This window comes from Microbacterium sp. BWR-S6Y, from assembly GCF_041379845.1.
Classification (GTDB): Bacteria; Actinomycetota; Actinomycetes; order Actinomycetales; family Microbacteriaceae; genus Microbacterium; species Microbacterium hydrothermale.
In genome coordinates this window covers 516,781-533,189 of the sequence record NZ_JBFECV010000001.1, presented here as the reverse complement: position 1 = coordinate 533,189, position 16,409 = coordinate 516,781, and the positions used below count along the sequence as shown (strand labels likewise).

Sequence of the window (16,409 nt, the reverse complement as noted above, 5' to 3'; positions counted from 1 at the left end):
AGCCGTCGCCGACGGTCGTGCGCGCACCGGAGCCCGGCGCCGACGTCGCCGCGCCTCACTCCGGATCGCCCTCACTCCGGATCGCCCTCACTCCGGATCGACGAGGAGGTTCGTGATGCGGGCCGTCGCCACGAGTCGGCCCTCGTCGTCGGTCACGCGCACGTCGTAGGTCGCGATGCGCCGCCCCCGATGGGCCGGGGTCGCGACGGCGTGGATGCGCCCGTCGCGCGCGCCGCGATGGTGGGTGATGTTCAGGTCGACGCCGACGCACACCTTCCCGAAGGTCGAGGCGTGGATCATCGCCGCCCACGATCCGACGGCCTCGGCGAGGGCCGCCGTCGCTCCGCCGTGGAGCCGCCCGAGCGACTGGGTGTTGCCGGACACGGGCATCGACGCGCTCACGCCGTCGGTCGACTGCGCCGTGACGACGATGCCGAGACGCTCGTCGAGGGCACCGGGCACGATCGTCCAGGGTGTCATGGCCGCTCCTTCCGCCGTCCTCTTGTCGGACGGACGCACGTCTGACACTATTACTGAACGCTCGGTCGGTAACAGGTGCCGTCGAGTTCGATCCTGCCCCCACAGAACGACGGAGTTCTCATGGCCTCGCAGACAGCGGCATCCACCCGTGCCACCACGGCCGGCATCTCGCGAGAGGAACGGCGCGTCCTCGCCGGGACCCTCGTGGGCACCTCGATCGAGTGGTACGACTTCTTCATCTACGCCCAAGCGGCCGGCCTCGTGCTCGCGCCGCTGTTCCTCGCCCCCCTCGCGGAGTCCGACCCGGCCATCGCGCAGGTGCTGTCGTTCGCGACGATCGGCATCTCGTTCCTCTTCCGCCCCCTCGGCGCGATCGTCGCGGGGTACCTCGGCGACCGCCTCGGGCGCAAGAAGATGCTCGTGCTGACCCTCATCATGATGGGCGTGTCGACGGCCCTCATCGGCGTGCTGCCGACGTACGCCGCGATCGGCGTCGCCGCCCCCATCCTGCTCATCCTGCTGCGCGTGCTGCAGGGCTTCTCGGCCGGTGGCGAGTGGGGCGGGGCCGCGTTGCTCTCGGTCGAGCACGCCCCCGTCACCCGTCGCGGCTACTTCGGCGCCTACCCGCAGATCGGCGTTCCGGTGGGCATGATCCTCGCCACCGCGACGCTGTGGATCCTCACCTCGTCGATGTCGGCCGAGGCCTTCCTCGCCTGGGGCTGGCGCGTGCCGTTCCTCTTCTCGATCGTGCTGATCGTCGTCGGCTACGTCATCCGTCGCGCGGTCGAGGAGAGCCCCGTCTTCGAAGACCTCGTGCGCCGCCGCAAGGAGTCGTCCGCCCCGCTCGGCCAGCTGTTCCGCAAGAACTGGCGCCAGGTCGTGCTCACCGCGCTGGTGTTCATCGGCAACAACGCCGCCGGCTACCTGCTCATCGCGTTCTTCGCCACCTACACGGTCACCGTCCTCGGGCTCGAGCGCCCCACCGTGCTGCTGGCCACGACCCTGGCATCCTTCGGCTGGCTCGGCTTCACCCTGTGGGGCGGCCGTCTCTCCGACACCCTCGGCCGCGTGCGCACGTTCCAGCTCGGCTACCTGCTGCTGGCGGTCTGGGCGGTGCCGATGTGGTTCCTCATCGACACGGGGAACATCGTCTGGTACTTCGTGGCGCTGTTCGTCATAACCCTCGGACTGGGACTGTCGTACGGCCCGCAGGCCGCGCTGTACGCCGAGATGTTCCCCGCGAACGTGCGCTACTCGGGCGTCTCGATCGGCTACGCGCTCGGCGCGATCCTCGGCGGCGCCTTCGCCCCGATGATCGCCGAGGCGCTGCTGCGCTCGACCGGCGCGTCGTGGACGATCGGTGCGTACATCGCGGTCGCTGCCCTGGTGTCGCTGGTCGCCGTCTCGCTCATCAAGGAGCCGAAGGGCGTCGACCTGCGGGCCTGATGCATGACGCCGCCCCGGGGCCCCGCGCCGCTCGACGCGCGGGGCCCCGCTGCGGTGTGCGGGGCGTTCGCGCTGCGCTGCGCGGAGCGTTGGCGCTGCGCGGGGCGTTCGTGCCGCGCGGGGCGTTCCGCGAGGCGGTCGCGCTGCGCGGGGTCGCCGCCGCGCCGCTCCGGGCCGCGAACGCACACGATCGGCGCGAGATCACCCGCTGTGCGCCGCGCGGATCGGGCGATCTCGCGCCGATCGTGTGATCTCGCGGCGCTCCGCGCCCGCGCCGTCAGGACGTGCGCAGGCCCTCGAGCGCGATGCGCACGATGTCGGCGCCGAGGCGATCGCCGTCCACCCCGCCGCCGGGCCGGTACCACTCCACGACGGAGTTGATCATCCCGAACAGCAGTCGCGCCGCGACCGCCGCGTCGACGTCGTCGCGCACGTCGCCTTCGGCCTGGGCGTCGGCGACGAGGGCGGTGACGCGGTGGTCGAACACGCGCCGACGTTCGAGCGCGGCCTGCTCGACCGGGCTGTTGCCGCGCACGCGCAGCAGCAGGGTCACGGCGGGCAGCTGCGCCACCAGCACGTCGGTCGCTCCCGTCAGCACGTGCCGCAGGCGGTCGGATGCCGCGCCCTCGACCGCGCGCGGATCGTCGAGGACCGCCTCGAGCCCGCCGAGGGCCGCCTCGAGGGCGACCGAGAGCAGCTCCTCCTTCGAGGAGAAGTGGTGGTAGAGCGCGGATTTGGCCAGGCCCAGGCGGCGGGCGAGGTCGGACACACTCGTGGCGTCGTAGCCCTGCTCGTTGAACAGCTGCACCGCGACGGCGAGGATGCCCTCCCGGTCGTAGCCGGGCCGTCCGCGCCGGGCGGGCGCGTCGGCGGCGGGGGTCATGGCGGAGTCGGCGGCGGTCACCCTGTCAGTGTGTCATTCCAGCAGCGCCGGGGCGTCGGCGTGCAGCAGCGCTCGCGCCGCGTTCCCGATCACGGCGCTGTAGGTGGGGTAGGCGAAGCGCACGCCCGCGAGGGTCGCGACGTCGATCCCGGCCGCCATCGCGGTCGTGACCGACTGGATGACCTCGACCGCGTTCTCGCCGACCGCGTGCGCACCGAGCACGAGCTCGCGGCGCCGGTCGGCGATGAGCATGAGGAAGCCGTTCTCGCGGTCGTCGATGACGGCCCGGTCGAGGTCGGCGAAGCGCACCGTGGCCACGACGCACGACGGGTCGCGATCGCGCGCCTGCTCCTCGGTCAGACCGACTCCGGCGTAGTCGGGATCGGTGAACCCGCCCGCGGGCAGGAGGTGGTGGGGCGTCCGGCGGTTCGCGCCGAGCACGGCGTTCTCGGCCGCCGCCTCGCCCTCGAACTGCGCGGCCTGGACGAGCATGTCGCGGCCGTTGGCGTCGCCGACGGCGAGGATGTGCGGCACGATCGTGCGGAAGTACCGGTCGACGGGGATCGCCGAGCGCTCCACCTCGACCCCGGCTCTCTCGAGCCCGAGGTCTTCGACGTCGGCGGGCCATCCCGTGGCCATCACGACGACGTCGACGTCTACCGTGCGCGATCCGCCGCCCTCGCTCCAGGTGAGGCCGATCGCGCCGTCGTCGCGTCGATCGAGGCGTTCCACCGTGTCGATCCCGCAGCGCACGTCGACGCCGCTGTTCTCGAGCGAGGTCGCGATCGCGCGCGAGATGGACGCATCGGATGCCATGAGCACGCGCGGCGCGACATCGAGCAGCGTGACCTCCGACCCGAACGAGCGGAACACCGTCACGAGCTGCGCCCCGGTGTTGCCCGCGCCGATGACCGCGACGCGGCGCGGCAGTTCCGGCAGGGCCAGGACGTCCTCGGGGACGGTCGCCAGCTCCGCGCCCGGGATGGGCAGGCGGCGGGAGTGGCCGCCGACGCACACGAGGATCGACTCCGCCCGCACGCGCCGACCCGTGTCGAGCACGAGCGTGTGCTGGTCGTCGAAGCGCGCCCGGCCCTCGTGCACGAGGTCGATACCCGCCGCCGCGAACCGCTCCGCCTCCCGCTTGATCGAGCGGACGGCATCCACGCGCTCATGTACGCGCGCGACGACGGCGGACCACTCCACGCGCGGTTCGTCGACGACGATGCCGTAGTCGTCGGCCGCACGCGTCTCGCGCATCAGCCGTGCGGCCTTCGCCAGCACGCGCGTGGGGACGCAGCCCGTGTTCACGCACGTGCCGCCCACGCGGCCTGCCTCGAGCACGACGACGCGCGCGCCGAGCTCGGCCGCGCGCAGGGCCGCGGCGGTGCCTGCGGGACCCGCTCCGATCACGGCGACGTCGTACTCGTCGACCTCCGCACGCGCCGGGGCGGCGGAGGCGCGGGTGTCGGGCGAGGGGGCGGGGCTGGCGGTGTCGCGCACGGTGGTCCTCCCGAGGATCGAGGACTCCAGTCAACCCGCCGGGGCTCCACCCCGGCCGGGGGTTGTGCTCGGGGTCAGAACCTCTCGTACAGGTCGCTCGCGGTCAGACCCGATCCGCCGATCGCGTGCACGCCCGGGGCGGGGTGCAGCGAGAACGTACGTCCGTCGTGCAGCAGCGTCGCGGTGTAGTCGCCGCGCGTATCGAGCTTCACCTCGAAGCGACCGGTGTCAATGAGGCGGAGGATCACCACCGCGCCGCTGCGCGCGACGAACTTCGTCTCCTTCTCGTGCGCCGTCGGCAGCGGCAGGATCGGTTCGTCTGCGGGGGGTGCCGGTGAGGGCGTGTTCGGGTCGTCGGCATCCATTCGCCGAGTCTGTCACGCCCCCACGGGGCGCGGGTCAGCGCCCGTCGCGCCAGGAGTGCTGCGGGTCGTACCCCAGAAGCCGTCGGGCCTTGTCGATCGACAGCAGCGTCGTGTTCTCGCCGAGCTCGCGCGTCTCGACACCGGGGAACACCTCCGCGACGAGCTCGCTGTTCGGGCGGGTCATGACGGTGTCGGCGGCCGCGATGATGAAGGTCTCGAAGCCCGCGGGCGCGACCTCGAGGGCGCGCTCGATGGCCTGGGCGCCGTCGCGCGCGTCGATGTAGCCCCAGAGGTTCCACTTGCGGGTGCGCGCGTCGTCGTCGAACGGGAACTCCGCGTAGTCGTCGGGGACCATCACGTTCGAGAAACGCAGCGCCGTGATCGACAGGTCGGGGTTCCAGCGCACCAGCTCGGTCGCGAGGCGCTCCTCGAGCGTCTTGACGAGCGAGTACACCGACTCGGGGCGCGGAGCGTACTCCTCGTCGACCGGGATGTAGGGCGGCGGCACGTCGAACGGCAGGCCCAGCACCGTCTCGCTCGAGGCGTAGACGATCTTGCGGATGCCGAGGCGCACGGCCGCCCAGAACACGTTGAACGTGCTGGTCATGTTGTTGTGGAAGGTCGCGACATCGGAGCGGATGCCGGGGGCCGGGATCGCCCCGAGGTGCACGACCGCGTCGAACCCCTGGTGCTGGTCGTTCACTCCGGCGAGGGCGTCGATGACCTGGCCGTAGTCGGTGAGCTCGACCTGAACGAACCCGGGGCCGCGGTCGCCGCGGACGTCGAGGCCGATCACGTCGTGGCCCGCGCGCAGTTCGCGGGCGACGACGGTGCCGAGTTTTCCGGACGAACCGGTGAGGGCGATGCGCATGATGCTGAGCTCCTGGGTGTGGGGGAGGGATGCCGCCGACGATAGCGGCGGGGTCCGACACCGGTGCACGTCTTGACGCGGGATCCACGAAGGCGCGTGCCGTGCCGGACACGGGGAAGGCCCGCGAGCGGTCAGCTCGCGGGCCCGGACGGCACGTCAGTGGACGCGCGCCTCCTCCTGCTCGTCGTCGTCGTCGCTGGGGATGTAGACGTCGACCACGGTCACGTTGATCTCGACGGCCTTCATGCCGACGATCTCCGTGATCGCCCGGCGGACGGCCGAGCGCACGTCGTCGGCGACGCGCTGGATCCGCTCGGGGTAGTCGACCTGGATGGCGATGTCGGCCGCGACCTCGGTCTCGCCGACCTCGACGCTCACGCCCTGGGCGTAGTCCTTCGCGCCGACGGCCTGACGGATGTTGCCGATCACGCGCGCGGCGCCGCCACCGAGTGCGTGGACGCCGGGGACCTCGGCCGCGGCGATACCGGCGACCTTCGCGACCACCGGGTCGACGATGACGGTCTTGCCGCCGCTGGTGCGGGCGTCGGCCGAGAGGGAGGAGTTCTGTGCCATGGGATGCGTCCTTTCGTCAAGATCCCCGTCCGCGAAGGGTGCGGGGTGTTTCGCTATGTGGACGGAACAGATTCGTGAAACGTCACGGCTCGAGCCTGGAAATCTGCTGACAGGAAACGCGATGCCCTCTTTGTCCACCGCCACGGACGCGTTTCTCGCGTCGCGCGCGGCCGACGGCGATCAGCTGGCGTTCGGAGTGCTGGTGCGCCGGCATGCCCCGTTCCTCGTCGCCTTCGCCACGCGTCTCACCGGCTCCCGCGCCGACGCCGACGATTGCGTGCAGGAAGCCCTCATCACGGCGTGGCGTCGGCTGCCCGACCTCACCGATCCCGAGAAGGTGCGAAGCTGGCTGACGACCATCGTCTCGCGCAAGGCGACCGACCGGCTGCGCTCGCGCAAGATCTCGGATCAGATCGACGAGGAGATGGTGTCGGCCGCCGACGACCCTGAGCGGTCGGCCGTGGCGTCGTCGCAGATGGACGCCTTGAAGAAGGTGCTGGCGGAACTGCCCGAGGAACTCCGCGTCGTCTGGGTGCTGCGCGAGGTCGGCGGGCACAGCTACGACGAGATCGCCGTCGAGGTGGGGGAGTCGGCCGCCACGGTGCGAGGTCGTCTCGCCCGGGCACGTAAGACCGTGTTGGAACGCATGCAGGAGTGGAGGTGACCGGAATGAGCGAGCACAACGACGACATCGGCGGTTCCGGCTACACACTGGAAGACCTCTCCGCCTATCTCGATCGCGGGAGGACCCCCCGCATCCCCGCGATCGAGCGCAACGCCGAGTGCCAGGCGGTCCTCGCCTCCATGGAGCGCATGGGCCGTCTGTCGCGCGAGATCGTCGAGGAGCAGGCCGCCGAGCCCCTCGCCGACTCCTGGTACGACAGCATCATGCGGGAGGTGATGCGAGAGTTCCGCTCCGGACGCGACATCCCCCTGGCGCGCACCGAGGACGGAACGGAGATCGTCGTCACCGAGGGCGCGCTCTACGAGCTGATCCGCGCGGTGGGCGACGGGATCGAGGGCGTGCTGGTCGGGCGCGTGCGGCTCGAGCAGCCCGAGCCCGATGCCCCGCTCGACGTGCGGGTGACGGTGAGCGTGCGCTTCGGCCGCGCGATGAACGCCGCCGTCGACGAGATGCGCGACGGCATCCGCCAGGCGATCGAGCGGCACGGCGATCTGAAGGTCGGACGCGTCGACGTGACCGTCGGCGACGTCCATCTGGACGAGGGGGAAGACGAATGACCCGCATCACGGCGGCCGAACTGGCTCCACGCATCGATCTGGCCGTCACCGCGGTCGAGGGTGTCCGCGAGTGCTACTCCGCCCGACCGGTGGTCGCTCGTGCTCTCGAGCACGTCGCCGACGTCGAGGGGTCGCTCGCGGCCGTCGACGACGTTCCGGGCGCGCGCGCCATCACGGTCTGCATCGGCGTCTCGACCGAAGACGACTCCGCCGCCGTGGCCACGGCCGTGGCGGCGGCGGCGCGCGGTGCGGGCTCGGACGACGAGCCGGCGACCGTGCGGGTGCGCGTCGCGCGTCTGGTGGCACCGGCCTCCTGAGCGCCGTCGCGCACCGCGGGGCGAAGCTCCATCACTGAGGCTTTTCCCGGCCGAGGGGGTCTGCGGCGGCATACGCTGGACGTACCGCTCACTCGCCCCGGAGGCCGTATGTCCACGCCGCCCGTCATCGCCGTCACCGGATCCACCGGAGCCGTGGGAGGCCGCGTCGCCCGCGACCTCGCCGCGCGCGGCATCCCCCAGCGTCTGCTCGTGCGCGACGCGTCGCGCGCGCCCCGTCTGGACGGCGCCGAGATCCACGTGGCCCGGTATTCCGACGCGGATGCCGCCCGCGCGGCCCTCGAGGGAGTCGAGACGCTGCTGATGGTCTCGGCCTCCGAGACCGCCGACCGCGTGGAGCACCACCGCACCTTCGTCGAGGCCGCGGCCACCGCGGGCGTGCGTTCGATCGTCTACACGTCGTTCCTCGCCGCCGCCCCCGACGCGGTCTTCACGCTCGGCCGCGACCACGCGGCCACCGAGGACATCATCCGGTCGTCCGGGATGAGGTTCACGTTCCTTCGCGACAACTTCTACATGGACATGATGGAGCTCTTCGCCGGCGACGACGGGGTCATCCGGGGCCCGGCGGGCGAGGGGCGCTGCTCGCTGGTGTCGCGGTCCGACGTCGCCGCCACCGCGGTCGCGGTGTTGCGCGATCCCTCCGCGCACGCCGACGCCTCGTACGACCTCACCGGCCCCGAGGCGCTGACGATGGCGGAGGTGGCGGAGAAGATCTCGGCCGTGCGGGGCCACCCCGTGCGGTTCCTCGACGAGACCGTCGACGAGGCCTACGCGTCCCGCGCCGCCTTCGGCGCCCCGCGCTGGCAGGTCGACGCGTGGGTGAGCACCTACACCGCCATCGCGAGCGGCGACCTCGCGGCTGTCTCGCCCGACGTCGAGCGCGTCACCGGTCGGCCCGCGCAGAGCTTCGAGGAGTTCCTGGGCGCCGTCTCGTGAGGCCCGACCACGTCGCGATGCGATCCCGGACCCGACTCGGGTATGCTGACCGCGTGCTGACCTGTCGCTGTTGTCGCTGAACGCCCCGCGTTCTCTTTCGACGACCCCGTCAGCCGCGCCCGCAGAGGGCGCACCAACCCTTCAGGATGCCACCGTGCGTTACGCCCAGAGCGTCGCCGACCTCGTCGGCAACACCCCCCTCGTCCGCCTCACCCGCGTCACCGACGGCATCGCCGCCACGGTCCTCGCGAAGATCGAGTACTTCAACCCCGGCGGGTCGGCCAAAGACCGCATCGCCGCGAACATCGTCGACGCCGCCGAGCGCGACGGTCTGTTGCAGCCGGGCGGCGTCATCGTCGAGCCGACCAGCGGCAACACCGGTGTCGGCCTGGCCCTCGTGGCCCAGCAGCGCGGCTACCGCTGCGTGTTCGTCGTGCCCGACAAGGTCGCCGAAGACAAGCGGGCGGTGCTGCGCGCCTACGGCGCCGAGGTCGTGGTCACGCCCACGAACGTCGAGCCCGACGACCCGAACTCCTACTACAGCGTCTCGGATCGTCTCGTGCGCGAGATCCCGGGGGCCTTCAAGCCCAACCAGTACGCCAACCCCAACGGGCCGCGCAGCCACTACGAGACCACCGGCCCCGAGATCTGGCGCGACACCGACGGCGAGCTGACGCACTTCGTCGCGGGGGTCGGGACCGGCGGGACGATCACCGGCACCGGTCGCTACCTGCGCGAGGTCGCCGGGGCGTCGGTGCGGATCGTGGGCGTCGATCCCGAGGGGTCGATCTACTCGGGCGACGACATCCACGGCTACGACGTCGAGGGCGTCGGAGAGGACTTCTGGCCGCCGGCATTCGACCCGACCCTCGTCGACGCCTACGAGCGCGTCTCCGACGCCGAGTCGTTCGCGATGACCCGCCGCCTCGCCCGTGAGGAGGGGCTGCTCGTGGGCGGCTCGAGCGGGATGGCGGTCGTCGGCGCCCTGCGCGTGGCGAGGGACCTCCCCGCCGACGCGGTCGTCGTCGTCGTCCTTCCCGACCATGGCCGTGGCTACCTGAGCAAGATCTTCGACGACGAGTGGATGACCGCGCGCGGCTACGAGGTCGCGCCCGTGGCATCCCTCCTTCCTTCGACCCCCGAGGAGCACTCCGCATGAGCACCCACGACGCCGCCCGCGGCTTCGACAGCCTCGCCGTCCACGCGGGACAGGCGCCCGATGAGACGACCGGCGCGGTGATCCCGCCGATCCACGTCTCGACGACCTACGCGCAGGACGGCATCGGAGGCCTCCGCGGCGGCTACGAGTACGGCCGCAGCGGCAACCCCACGCGCACCGCGCTCGAGACCCAGATCGCCGCCCTCGAGGGCGGGGCGCGCGCGCTCTCGTTCGCGTCCGGTCTCGCGGGAGAAGACGCGCTGCTGCGCGCGGCCCTCGTCCCCGGCGACGAGGTGCTGCTCGGCAACGACGTCTACGGCGGCACGTACCGCCTGCTCGCGCGGGTGCTGGGCCCGTGGGGCGTGAAGCTGCGCGTCGTCGACATGAGCGACCTGGATGCCGTGGCATCCGCCCTCGCCGAGCGCGCGCCGAAGATGGTCTGGGTCGAGACGCCCAGCAACCCGATGCTGCGTATCACCGACATCGCGGGTCTCGCGCGTCTCGGCCACGACGCCGGTGCGCTGGTCGTGGTCGACAACACCTTCGCCTCGCCCGCCCTGCAGCGCCCGCTCTCGCTCGGTGCCGACGTCGTCGTGCACTCGGCGACGAAGTACCTGGGCGGCCACAGCGACGTCGTGGGTGGGGCTCTCGCGTTCGCCGACGCCGCGCTGGCCGAGAAGGTGCAGTTCCTGCAGTTCGCCGCCGGGGCGGTGTCGGGACCGTTCGACGCCTACCTGACCACGCGCGGGATCAAGACCCTCGCGGTGCGCATGCAGCGCCACAGCTCGAACGCCCAGGCGATCGCCGAGCACCTGCTCGCGCACGACCGCGTCGCGAAGGTGTACTACCCGGGTCTGCCCTCGCACCCGGGCCACGAGCTGGCGGCGCGGCAGATGAGCGGGTTCGGCGGCATCGTCTCGCTCGAGCTCGCCGACGGGGCCGCCGCCCGCCGGTTCGCGGAGTCGACGCGCCTGTTCGCGCTCGCCGAGTCGCTCGGCGGCGTCGAGTCGCTCGTGAACTACCCGGATGCCATGACCCACGCCTCGGTCCGCGGCACTGAGCTCGCGGTGCCCGAGACGATCGTGCGTCTGTCGGTGGGTATCGAGTCGGTCGACGACCTGGTGGCCGACGTCGACCAGGCGCTCGCCGCGCTCTGACCGAATGGACGAACCCGGCGCTCCGCAGGTGCGGGCGCCGGGTTCGTCGATTCGCGTGAGGTGCCAGTTTCTGTCGCTTGCGGGTACCCCGAAGCGACGAAAACCGGCACCTCACGCGGGAGGGGTCAGCGCTCGGCGCGGGCCAGGTTCTGCGTCAGCTCGGCGGCGTTCTGGCGGACCACGTACGCGGGCTGGTCGCGCTCGACGCGCCAGCTCTCGCTGAGCGGTCCGACGTTGACGGTGTCGAAGCCGAACTCGTCGTAGATGCGCGTCACGAGGGCGACGGCCTCGTCGGAGTCGCCCGCGGTGGCGAGGGCACGACGGTCGTCGCTGCCGGCGGGGCCGCCGTCGGTGAGGATGTCGGCGGCCGGGATGTGGTTGAACGCCTTCACGACGACCGACTCCGGGAGGCGCTTCTGCAGCATCTCGGAGGTCGTGGTCTTCTTCTCGTCGAGCTCGGCGATGTGGCCGTCGCGCTCGAAGTAGTAGTTGTTCGTGTCGAGCACGGTCTTGCCGGCGAGCTCGGCGGCGGGAAGGTCGTCGATCGCCTTGAGGGGCACGGTCACGACGACGATGTCGCCGGCCTCGGCCGCCTCGCGCGCGGTAGCGGCGCGGGCCTTGTCGCCGACCTCGGCGATCAGGTCGCCCAGGGTCTCGGGCCCGCGGGAGTTCGCGATCACGACGTCGTAGCCGTTCTGCGCGAAGCCCTTCGCGAGGGCCGAACCGATGTTTCCTGCTCCGATGATTCCTACGGTTGTCATGAGCAGAGCCAACCGAGGGGGGGCGCTGCGGCATTCCCGGGAGCGCTACCAAGAGTTCAGCGTCATAAATAGTTAGCAGGTCTAGTAATCAGTGTCAACCGGTTCGGGTCGGAAGCCCGCGGTGCTTATCGTGATCCCGTCGCACCCTCACGCGAGTGGTCGCAGTCCGGTGTTCGGGTCACCGTCCTGCTTGACCTGTGAGGGCGACGGCCCCCGGTGGACGCGGCTTCGGACCACCGGGGGCCGCTTTCTTTTCCAGGCGGACAGTGCGGGCGATCGGGTGAGCGCGGTGCGTCGCCCCGCCGGTGGGAGACTGGACGTCGTGCCTTCCGAGACCCGCCCCGCCGTGACCGGCCGCCCCACCCGCTCCGCTCGTCTGTACCTGGTGTGCATCGCGGTCGGCCTGCTGGCCGGGCTCATGTCCGGGCTCTTCGGGGTCGGCGGCGGCACCGTCATCGTGCCCCTGCTCGTCCTGCTGTTGGGATACGACCAGCGCCTCGCGGCGGGGACCTCGCTCGCGGCGATCGTGCCCACGGCATCCGTCGGGGTCATCACCTACGCCGTCGACGGGCACGTCGCGTGGTTGCCGGCGCTCATCCTCGCGGTCGGCGCGGTCGGCGGCGCGCAGATCGGCACGTGGCTCCTGCCCAAGCTGTCGCAGACGGCGTTGCGCTGGTCGTTCGTGGTCTTCCTCGTCGCGGTGATCGTGAGCCTGTACTTCGTCATCCCTTCGCGCGACGCCGAGCTCGAACTCACCTGGATCACGGGACCGGGGCTGGCGCTGCTGGGCGTGATCACCGGCATCCTGGCGGGACTGCTCGGGGTGGGCGGCGGCATCATCGTCGTGCCGGCGCTGTTGCTGCTGTTCGGCACGAGCGATCTCGTGGCCAAGGGCACGTCGCTGCTCATGATGATCCCCACCGCCGTGTCGGGAACCATCGGCAACCTGCGGCGGTCCAACGTCGATCTGCCCGCGGCCCTGTGCGTCGGCGTCGCCGCGTGCGCGACGACCGCGCTCGGCGCCCAGATCGCGAAAGCCGTCGACCCGTTCGTGGCGAACGTGCTGTTCTCGATCTTCCTCGTCTTCATCGCCTCGCAGATCGCGGTCAAGGCCGTGCGCGGCCGCCGGCAGCGCTGAGCGCCACGTGGAGCGGCGACCCGGTCCGGCGGGCGCCGCGGCGCGAGGGGGCGGCGCGGGACCGCTCGGTAGACTGACCCGGTGCCCGTGAACCCCGAACTCGTCGGTCGTGTCTTCCCGCCGACCGCTCCCTACCTGGTCGGCCGAGAGAAGGTGCGCGAGTTCGCCCGCGCCGTCTTCGCCGACGCCCCGCAGCACAGCGATCCCGAGGCCGCCCGCGCGCTCGGCTACGCCGACGTCGTGGCCCCGCCGACCTTCGCGATGGTCGTGCAGGATCTCACGCTCCAGCAGCTGCTCGGCGACCCCGACTCCGGCATCGAGCTGTCGCGTCTCGTTCACGCCGAGCAGCGCTTCCGCTACTCCCGCCCGATCGTGGCGGGCGACGAGCTCGTCGCGACCCTGTCGGTCACCGGCATCCGTTCGATGGGCGGCAACGCGATGATCACCAGCGAAGCCGAGATCGTGGATGCCGCCGGCGCCCACGTCGTGACGACGACGAGCGTCCTGCTCGCGGGGGAGGCCGGCGCATGAGCGCGTTCACCGTGGGCGACGTGATCGCCGAGCGTTCGATTCACCTCACGCGCGAGTCGCTGGTGCGCTACGCCGGGGCCTCGGGCGACTTCAACCCGATCCACTACCGCGACGACGTCGCGGCCGCGGTGGGTCTGCCCGGCGTCCTCGCGCACGGCATGCTGACGATGGGCATCGCCGTCGGCACGCTCGCCGAGGCGCTCGGCGACCCGGGTCGCATCCTCGAGTACGGCGTGCGGTTCACGCGCCCGGTCGTCGTCGACCCCGAGACGGGAGCCGACCTGCACGTCAGCGCCAAGGTCGGAGCCGTCGACGACGAGACGGCGCGCATCGATCTGACCGTGACGTTCGCGGAGACCACCGTGCTCGGCAAGGCGCAGGTGCGGGTGCGGCTGTCCTGATGCCCGACGTCGATCCCGTCCCGCTCGCGCAGCTGACGACCCTCCGCACCGGCGGGACCCCCGCGCGCCTGGTCGAGGCGACCACGACCGATGAGCTCGTCGCGACGTTGCGCGACGTGTGGTCCGACGGTGGGGCGTGGTTCGTGCTCGGGGGCGGATCGAACCTCTTCGTCGGCGACGAGCCGTTCGAGGGCACCGTGATCCGCGTGCGCACCTCCGGGATCGAAGAGTTCCCCGGCACCCGCCCCGACACCGTGCTCCTGCGGGTGCAGGCCGGCCACGACTGGGACGCCCTCGTCGCCGAGACCGTGGCGCGCGGTTACGCCGGGATCGAAGCCATGTCGGGCATCCCCGGCACGGTAGGCGCCGCCCCGGTGCAGAACGTGGGCGCCTACGGGCAGGAGATCGTGCAGACCCTCGTCGAGGTCGAGCTCGTCGACGAGTTCACCGGCGAGGTGTCGCGCGTCGCGGCATCCGATCTCGGGCTCGGTTTCCGCACCTCGGTGCTGAAGCAGCACTACGGCTCGGTGCCGGAGCGGTCCGCCGTCATCCTGTCGGTGACGCTCGAGCTGGAGCGCGTCGGCTCCGGAGAGCGTCCGATCGCGGGGGAGCAGCTTCGCGGGGCCCTCGGGCTCGAGCCCGACGAGGCCGTCTCGCTGCGGTGGATCCGCGACCACGTCCTCGCCACCCGCGCCCGCAAGGGCATGGTGCTCGACGCCGAAGACCCCGACACCTGGAGTGCCGGCTCGTTCTTCCAAAACGCGATCGTGTCGGAGTCGTTCGCGCGCACGCTTCCCGCGGAGTGCCCGAAGTGGCCGATGGGGCCCGCGGTCGACCCGGTGACCGTGATCCCGCTCGCCGCGTTCGACGGCATCGTCCCACCTCCTGCGGTCGAGAACCGGCAGGTCAAGGTGAGCGCGGCCTGGCTCATCGAGAACGCGGGTCTGTCGCGAGGATTCCGCCTCCCGCGCTCGCGCGCCGGGCTGTCGACCAAGCACACCCTCGCGCTCACGAACCGTGGCCAGGCGACCGCCGCCGAGATCGCCCAGCTCGCCCGCTTCGTGCAGCAGCGCGTGCAGTCCGAGTTCGGCCTGCTGCTGCAGCCCGAGCCCGTTCTGGTGAACGTCGAGCTGTAGCCCCTGCCCGCCACGGCGGTGCCGTCGTGCCGTGATCGGGGCCGCCCGCCCACCGCGTGCCTCGGCGGCGTGCCGGTGCCCTCCGAGGTGGTGCCCTCCGAGGGGGTGCCGTCTCGCGGAGTTCGGGCTCAGGAGGGTGGCTCCGGATGCCGCGGGGCGGCGTGTCGGGAGGAAACTCCGCAGGACGGCAGCCCCGTCGGCGCACGAAACGGCGCCGGCCACCGCGATGCGGTGACCGGCGCCGGAGGACTCAGGCGAACAGGCGCTGGAGGCGCTGGATGCCCTCGAGCAGCTGGTCGTCGCCCAGGGCGTACGACAGGCGGAGGTAGCCGCTCGGGCCGAACGCCTCGCCGGGGACCACGGCCACCTCGGCCTTCTCGAGGATGAGGTCCGCGAGCTCGAGCGAGGTCGTCGGCGTCACCCCGTCCCACGAGCGGTTCAGCAGGCCCTGCACGTCGGGGTACACGTAGAACGCCCCGAGGGGGTTCGGCACCTGGACGCCGTCGATCTTCGACAGCTCCGACACGATCAGCTTCCGGCGGCGGTCGAAGGCGAGGCGGAACTGCTCGGCCTCGTCCTGCGGGCCGTTCAGCGCCTCGGCGGCGGCGAGCTGCGCGATGTTGTTGACGTTGCTCGTCAGGTGCGACTGCAGGTTGCCGGCGAGCTTCATGGCATCCGCCGGTCCCACCATCCAGCCCACGCGCCATCCGGTCATGGCGTAGGTCTTCGCGACGCCGTTGACGAGGATGGTCTGCTCGGCGAGCTCGGGCACGGCCTCGACGATCGAGACGGCGCGCGCACCCTCGTAGGTGAGGTTCTGGTAGATCTCGTCGGTGATGACCCAGATGCCGTGCTCGAGCGCCCAGCGGCCGATCTCGGCGGTCTCTTCGGGCGTGTACACCGACCCGGTCGGGTTCGACGGCGACACGAAGACGAGCACCGTGGTCTTGTCGGTGCGGGCGGCCTCGAGCTGGGCGACGGTGACCTTGTAGTCCTGGTCGGCGCCGGCGAACACCTCGACGGGCGTGCCGTCGGCGAGCTCGATCGCCTCGGGGTAGGTGGTCCAGTACGGCGCGGGCAGCAGCACTTCGTCGCCGGGGTTCACCACGGTCTGGAACGCCTGGTACACCGACTGCTTGCCACCGTTGGTCACGATGACCTGCGAGGGCGCGACCTCGAGACCGGAGTCGCGCCGCGTCTTGGCGGCGATCGCCTCGCGCAGCACGGGGAGACCGGCGGCGGGGGTGTAGCGGTAGTTCTTCGGGTCCTGAAGCGCCTTCGCTGCGGCATCCACGATGAACGACGGGGTGGCGAAGTCGGGCTCGCCGGCCGCGTACGAGATGACGGGTCGGCCGGCGGCCTGGAGGGCCTTGGCCTTGGCGTCGACCTTGAGGGTCGCGGACTCGGCGATGGCGGACAGCTTGCGGGAGAGCGGGGCGCGGGAAGTCACGGTTCCGAGCCTAGTGTTCCCGGGCTTTTCCGCCGAGGGACA

The 16,409-nt window shown here is 71.6% G+C and carries 19 protein-coding genes; 11 read left to right on the top strand and 8 right to left on the bottom strand.

Going from position 1 to position 16,409, the window contains the following annotated elements:
- Positions 1-87 precede the first annotated feature (87 nt).
- Entirely contained in the window at positions 88-480 is a 393-nt protein-coding gene (locus AB1K56_RS02490; protein WP_371204402.1) for a PaaI family thioesterase, read from the bottom strand.
- Positions 481-600: 120 nt separating this feature from the next.
- On the opposite strand from AB1K56_RS02490, the gene AB1K56_RS02485 reads away from it, so the two are divergent.
- Positions 601-1,926, top strand: a complete 1,326-nt coding sequence (locus AB1K56_RS02485; RefSeq protein WP_371204401.1) for an MFS transporter — start codon at positions 601-603, stop codon at positions 1,924-1,926.
- 277 nt (positions 1,927-2,203) lie between these two features.
- Here the strand turns inward: AB1K56_RS02485 and AB1K56_RS02480 are convergent, their stop codons facing one another.
- From AB1K56_RS02480 to AB1K56_RS02460, 5 genes are all read right to left on the bottom strand, one after another.
- A complete protein-coding gene (locus AB1K56_RS02480) occupies positions 2,204-2,809 on the bottom strand; it encodes a TetR/AcrR family transcriptional regulator (protein ID WP_371204652.1) in 606 nt (201 codons plus the stop codon).
- A 33-nt stretch (positions 2,810-2,842) separates the two neighbouring features.
- Positions 2,843-4,309, bottom strand: coding sequence for an NAD(P)/FAD-dependent oxidoreductase (locus AB1K56_RS02475; protein ID WP_371204400.1), 1,467 nt, complete (start codon positions 4,307-4,309; stop codon positions 2,843-2,845).
- A gap of 74 nt (positions 4,310-4,383) precedes the next feature.
- The gene (locus AB1K56_RS02470) at positions 4,384-4,674 is read right to left on the bottom strand and encodes a hypothetical protein (RefSeq protein ID WP_371204399.1); all 291 of its coding nucleotides are present in this window, start codon (positions 4,672-4,674) and stop codon (positions 4,384-4,386) included.
- A 34-nt stretch (positions 4,675-4,708) separates the two neighbouring features.
- Entirely contained in the window at positions 4,709-5,545 is an 837-nt protein-coding gene (locus AB1K56_RS02465; RefSeq protein WP_371204398.1) for an NAD-dependent epimerase/dehydratase family protein, read from the bottom strand.
- Between the two features lie 156 nt (positions 5,546-5,701).
- Positions 5,702-6,118 (bottom strand): Asp23/Gls24 family envelope stress response protein, encoded by a 417-nt coding sequence (locus AB1K56_RS02460; RefSeq protein WP_371204397.1) that lies wholly within the window; start codon positions 6,116-6,118, stop codon positions 5,702-5,704.
- 121 nt (positions 6,119-6,239) lie between these two features.
- On the opposite strand from AB1K56_RS02460, the gene AB1K56_RS02455 reads away from it, so the two are divergent.
- From AB1K56_RS02455 to AB1K56_RS02430, 6 genes are all read left to right on the top strand, one after another.
- On the top strand, positions 6,240-6,782 hold the full coding sequence (locus tag AB1K56_RS02455) for an RNA polymerase sigma factor (protein ID WP_136586844.1): 543 nt from the start codon (positions 6,240-6,242) through the stop codon (positions 6,780-6,782).
- A 5-nt stretch (positions 6,783-6,787) separates the two neighbouring features.
- On the top strand, positions 6,788-7,360 hold the full coding sequence (locus tag AB1K56_RS02450) for a hypothetical protein (RefSeq protein ID WP_371204396.1): 573 nt from the start codon (positions 6,788-6,790) through the stop codon (positions 7,358-7,360).
- Positions 7,357-7,677: a hypothetical protein gene (locus AB1K56_RS02445; protein WP_136586842.1), complete on the top strand. Its 321-nt coding sequence runs from the start codon at positions 7,357-7,359 to the stop codon at positions 7,675-7,677. Before AB1K56_RS02450 ends, AB1K56_RS02445 begins: the two co-directional genes overlap by 4 nt.
- 108 nt (positions 7,678-7,785) lie before the next feature.
- Positions 7,786-8,634, top strand: a complete 849-nt coding sequence (locus tag AB1K56_RS02440) for an SDR family oxidoreductase (RefSeq protein ID WP_371204395.1) — start codon at positions 7,786-7,788, stop codon at positions 8,632-8,634.
- 154 nt (positions 8,635-8,788) lie between these two features.
- Positions 8,789-9,793 carry a pyridoxal-phosphate dependent enzyme gene (locus tag AB1K56_RS02435; protein WP_136586840.1) on the top strand — a complete coding sequence of 335 codons (1,005 nt, stop codon included), beginning with the start codon at positions 8,789-8,791 and terminating at the stop codon, positions 9,791-9,793.
- On the top strand, positions 9,790-10,950 hold the full coding sequence (locus tag AB1K56_RS02430) for a cystathionine gamma-synthase (RefSeq protein ID WP_371204394.1): 1,161 nt from the start codon (positions 9,790-9,792) through the stop codon (positions 10,948-10,950). The genes AB1K56_RS02435 and AB1K56_RS02430 overlap by 4 nt, the downstream gene beginning before the upstream one ends.
- Positions 10,951-11,075: 125 nt before the next feature.
- Here AB1K56_RS02430 and AB1K56_RS02425 read toward each other — a convergent pair whose 3' ends face one another.
- Positions 11,076-11,711, bottom strand: a complete 636-nt coding sequence (locus AB1K56_RS02425; RefSeq protein WP_371204393.1) for an NADPH-dependent F420 reductase — start codon at positions 11,709-11,711, stop codon at positions 11,076-11,078.
- A 346-nt stretch (positions 11,712-12,057) separates the two neighbouring features.
- Here AB1K56_RS02425 and AB1K56_RS02420 point away from each other — a divergent pair, with 346 nt between their 5' ends.
- From AB1K56_RS02420 to AB1K56_RS02405, 4 genes are all read left to right on the top strand, one after another.
- A complete protein-coding gene (locus AB1K56_RS02420) occupies positions 12,058-12,849 on the top strand; it encodes a sulfite exporter TauE/SafE family protein (RefSeq protein ID WP_371204651.1) in 792 nt (263 codons plus the stop codon).
- A gap of 81 nt (positions 12,850-12,930) precedes the next feature.
- Positions 12,931-13,380: a MaoC family dehydratase N-terminal domain-containing protein gene (locus tag AB1K56_RS02415; RefSeq protein WP_371204392.1), complete on the top strand. Its 450-nt coding sequence runs from the start codon at positions 12,931-12,933 to the stop codon at positions 13,378-13,380.
- Positions 13,377-13,781, top strand: a complete 405-nt coding sequence (locus AB1K56_RS02410; RefSeq protein WP_371204391.1) for a MaoC/PaaZ C-terminal domain-containing protein — start codon at positions 13,377-13,379, stop codon at positions 13,779-13,781. Before AB1K56_RS02415 ends, AB1K56_RS02410 begins: the two co-directional genes overlap by 4 nt.
- Positions 13,781-14,917, top strand: a complete 1,137-nt coding sequence (locus AB1K56_RS02405; RefSeq protein ID WP_371204390.1) for a UDP-N-acetylmuramate dehydrogenase — start codon at positions 13,781-13,783, stop codon at positions 14,915-14,917. Before AB1K56_RS02410 ends, AB1K56_RS02405 begins: the two co-directional genes overlap by 1 nt.
- A gap of 250 nt (positions 14,918-15,167) precedes the next feature.
- Here AB1K56_RS02405 and AB1K56_RS02400 read toward each other — a convergent pair whose 3' ends face one another.
- Complete coding sequence (locus AB1K56_RS02400) at positions 15,168-16,367, bottom strand: pyridoxal phosphate-dependent aminotransferase (RefSeq protein ID WP_371204389.1); 1,200 nt, start codon at positions 16,365-16,367, stop codon at positions 15,168-15,170.
- Between the last annotated feature and the right edge of the window lie 42 nt (positions 16,368-16,409).

What these genes read in the sequence shown, in the direction of transcription:
- AB1K56_RS02490 (WP_371204402.1), bottom strand. Translation starts at nt 480, where the DNA reads ATGACACCCTGGACGATCGTGCCCGGTGCCCTCGACGAGCGTCTCGGC.
- AB1K56_RS02485 (WP_371204401.1), top strand. Translation starts at nt 601, where the DNA reads ATGGCCTCGCAGACAGCGGCATCCACCCGTGCCACCACGGCCGGCATC.
- AB1K56_RS02480 (WP_371204652.1), bottom strand. Translation starts at nt 2,809, where the DNA reads ATGACCCCCGCCGCCGACGCGCCCGCCCGGCGCGGACGGCCCGGCTAC.
- AB1K56_RS02470 (WP_371204399.1), bottom strand. Translation starts at nt 4,674, where the DNA reads ATGGATGCCGACGACCCGAACACGCCCTCACCGGCACCCCCCGCAGAC.
- AB1K56_RS02465 (WP_371204398.1), bottom strand. Translation starts at nt 5,545, where the DNA reads ATGCGCATCGCCCTCACCGGTTCGTCCGGAAAACTCGGCACCGTCGTC.
- AB1K56_RS02460 (WP_371204397.1), bottom strand. Translation starts at nt 6,118, where the DNA reads ATGGCACAGAACTCCTCCCTCTCGGCCGACGCCCGCACCAGCGGCGGC.
- AB1K56_RS02455 (WP_136586844.1), top strand. Translation starts at nt 6,240, where the DNA reads ATGCCCTCTTTGTCCACCGCCACGGACGCGTTTCTCGCGTCGCGCGCG.
- AB1K56_RS02450 (WP_371204396.1), top strand. Translation starts at nt 6,788, where the DNA reads ATGAGCGAGCACAACGACGACATCGGCGGTTCCGGCTACACACTGGAA.
- AB1K56_RS02445 (WP_136586842.1), top strand. Translation starts at nt 7,357, where the DNA reads ATGACCCGCATCACGGCGGCCGAACTGGCTCCACGCATCGATCTGGCC.
- AB1K56_RS02440 (WP_371204395.1), top strand. Translation starts at nt 7,786, where the DNA reads ATGTCCACGCCGCCCGTCATCGCCGTCACCGGATCCACCGGAGCCGTG.
- AB1K56_RS02430 (WP_371204394.1), top strand. Translation starts at nt 9,790, where the DNA reads ATGAGCACCCACGACGCCGCCCGCGGCTTCGACAGCCTCGCCGTCCAC.
- AB1K56_RS02425 (WP_371204393.1), bottom strand. Translation starts at nt 11,711, where the DNA reads ATGACAACCGTAGGAATCATCGGAGCAGGAAACATCGGTTCGGCCCTC.
- AB1K56_RS02410 (WP_371204391.1), top strand. Translation starts at nt 13,377, where the DNA reads ATGAGCGCGTTCACCGTGGGCGACGTGATCGCCGAGCGTTCGATTCAC.
- AB1K56_RS02405 (WP_371204390.1), top strand. Translation starts at nt 13,781, where the DNA reads ATGCCCGACGTCGATCCCGTCCCGCTCGCGCAGCTGACGACCCTCCGC.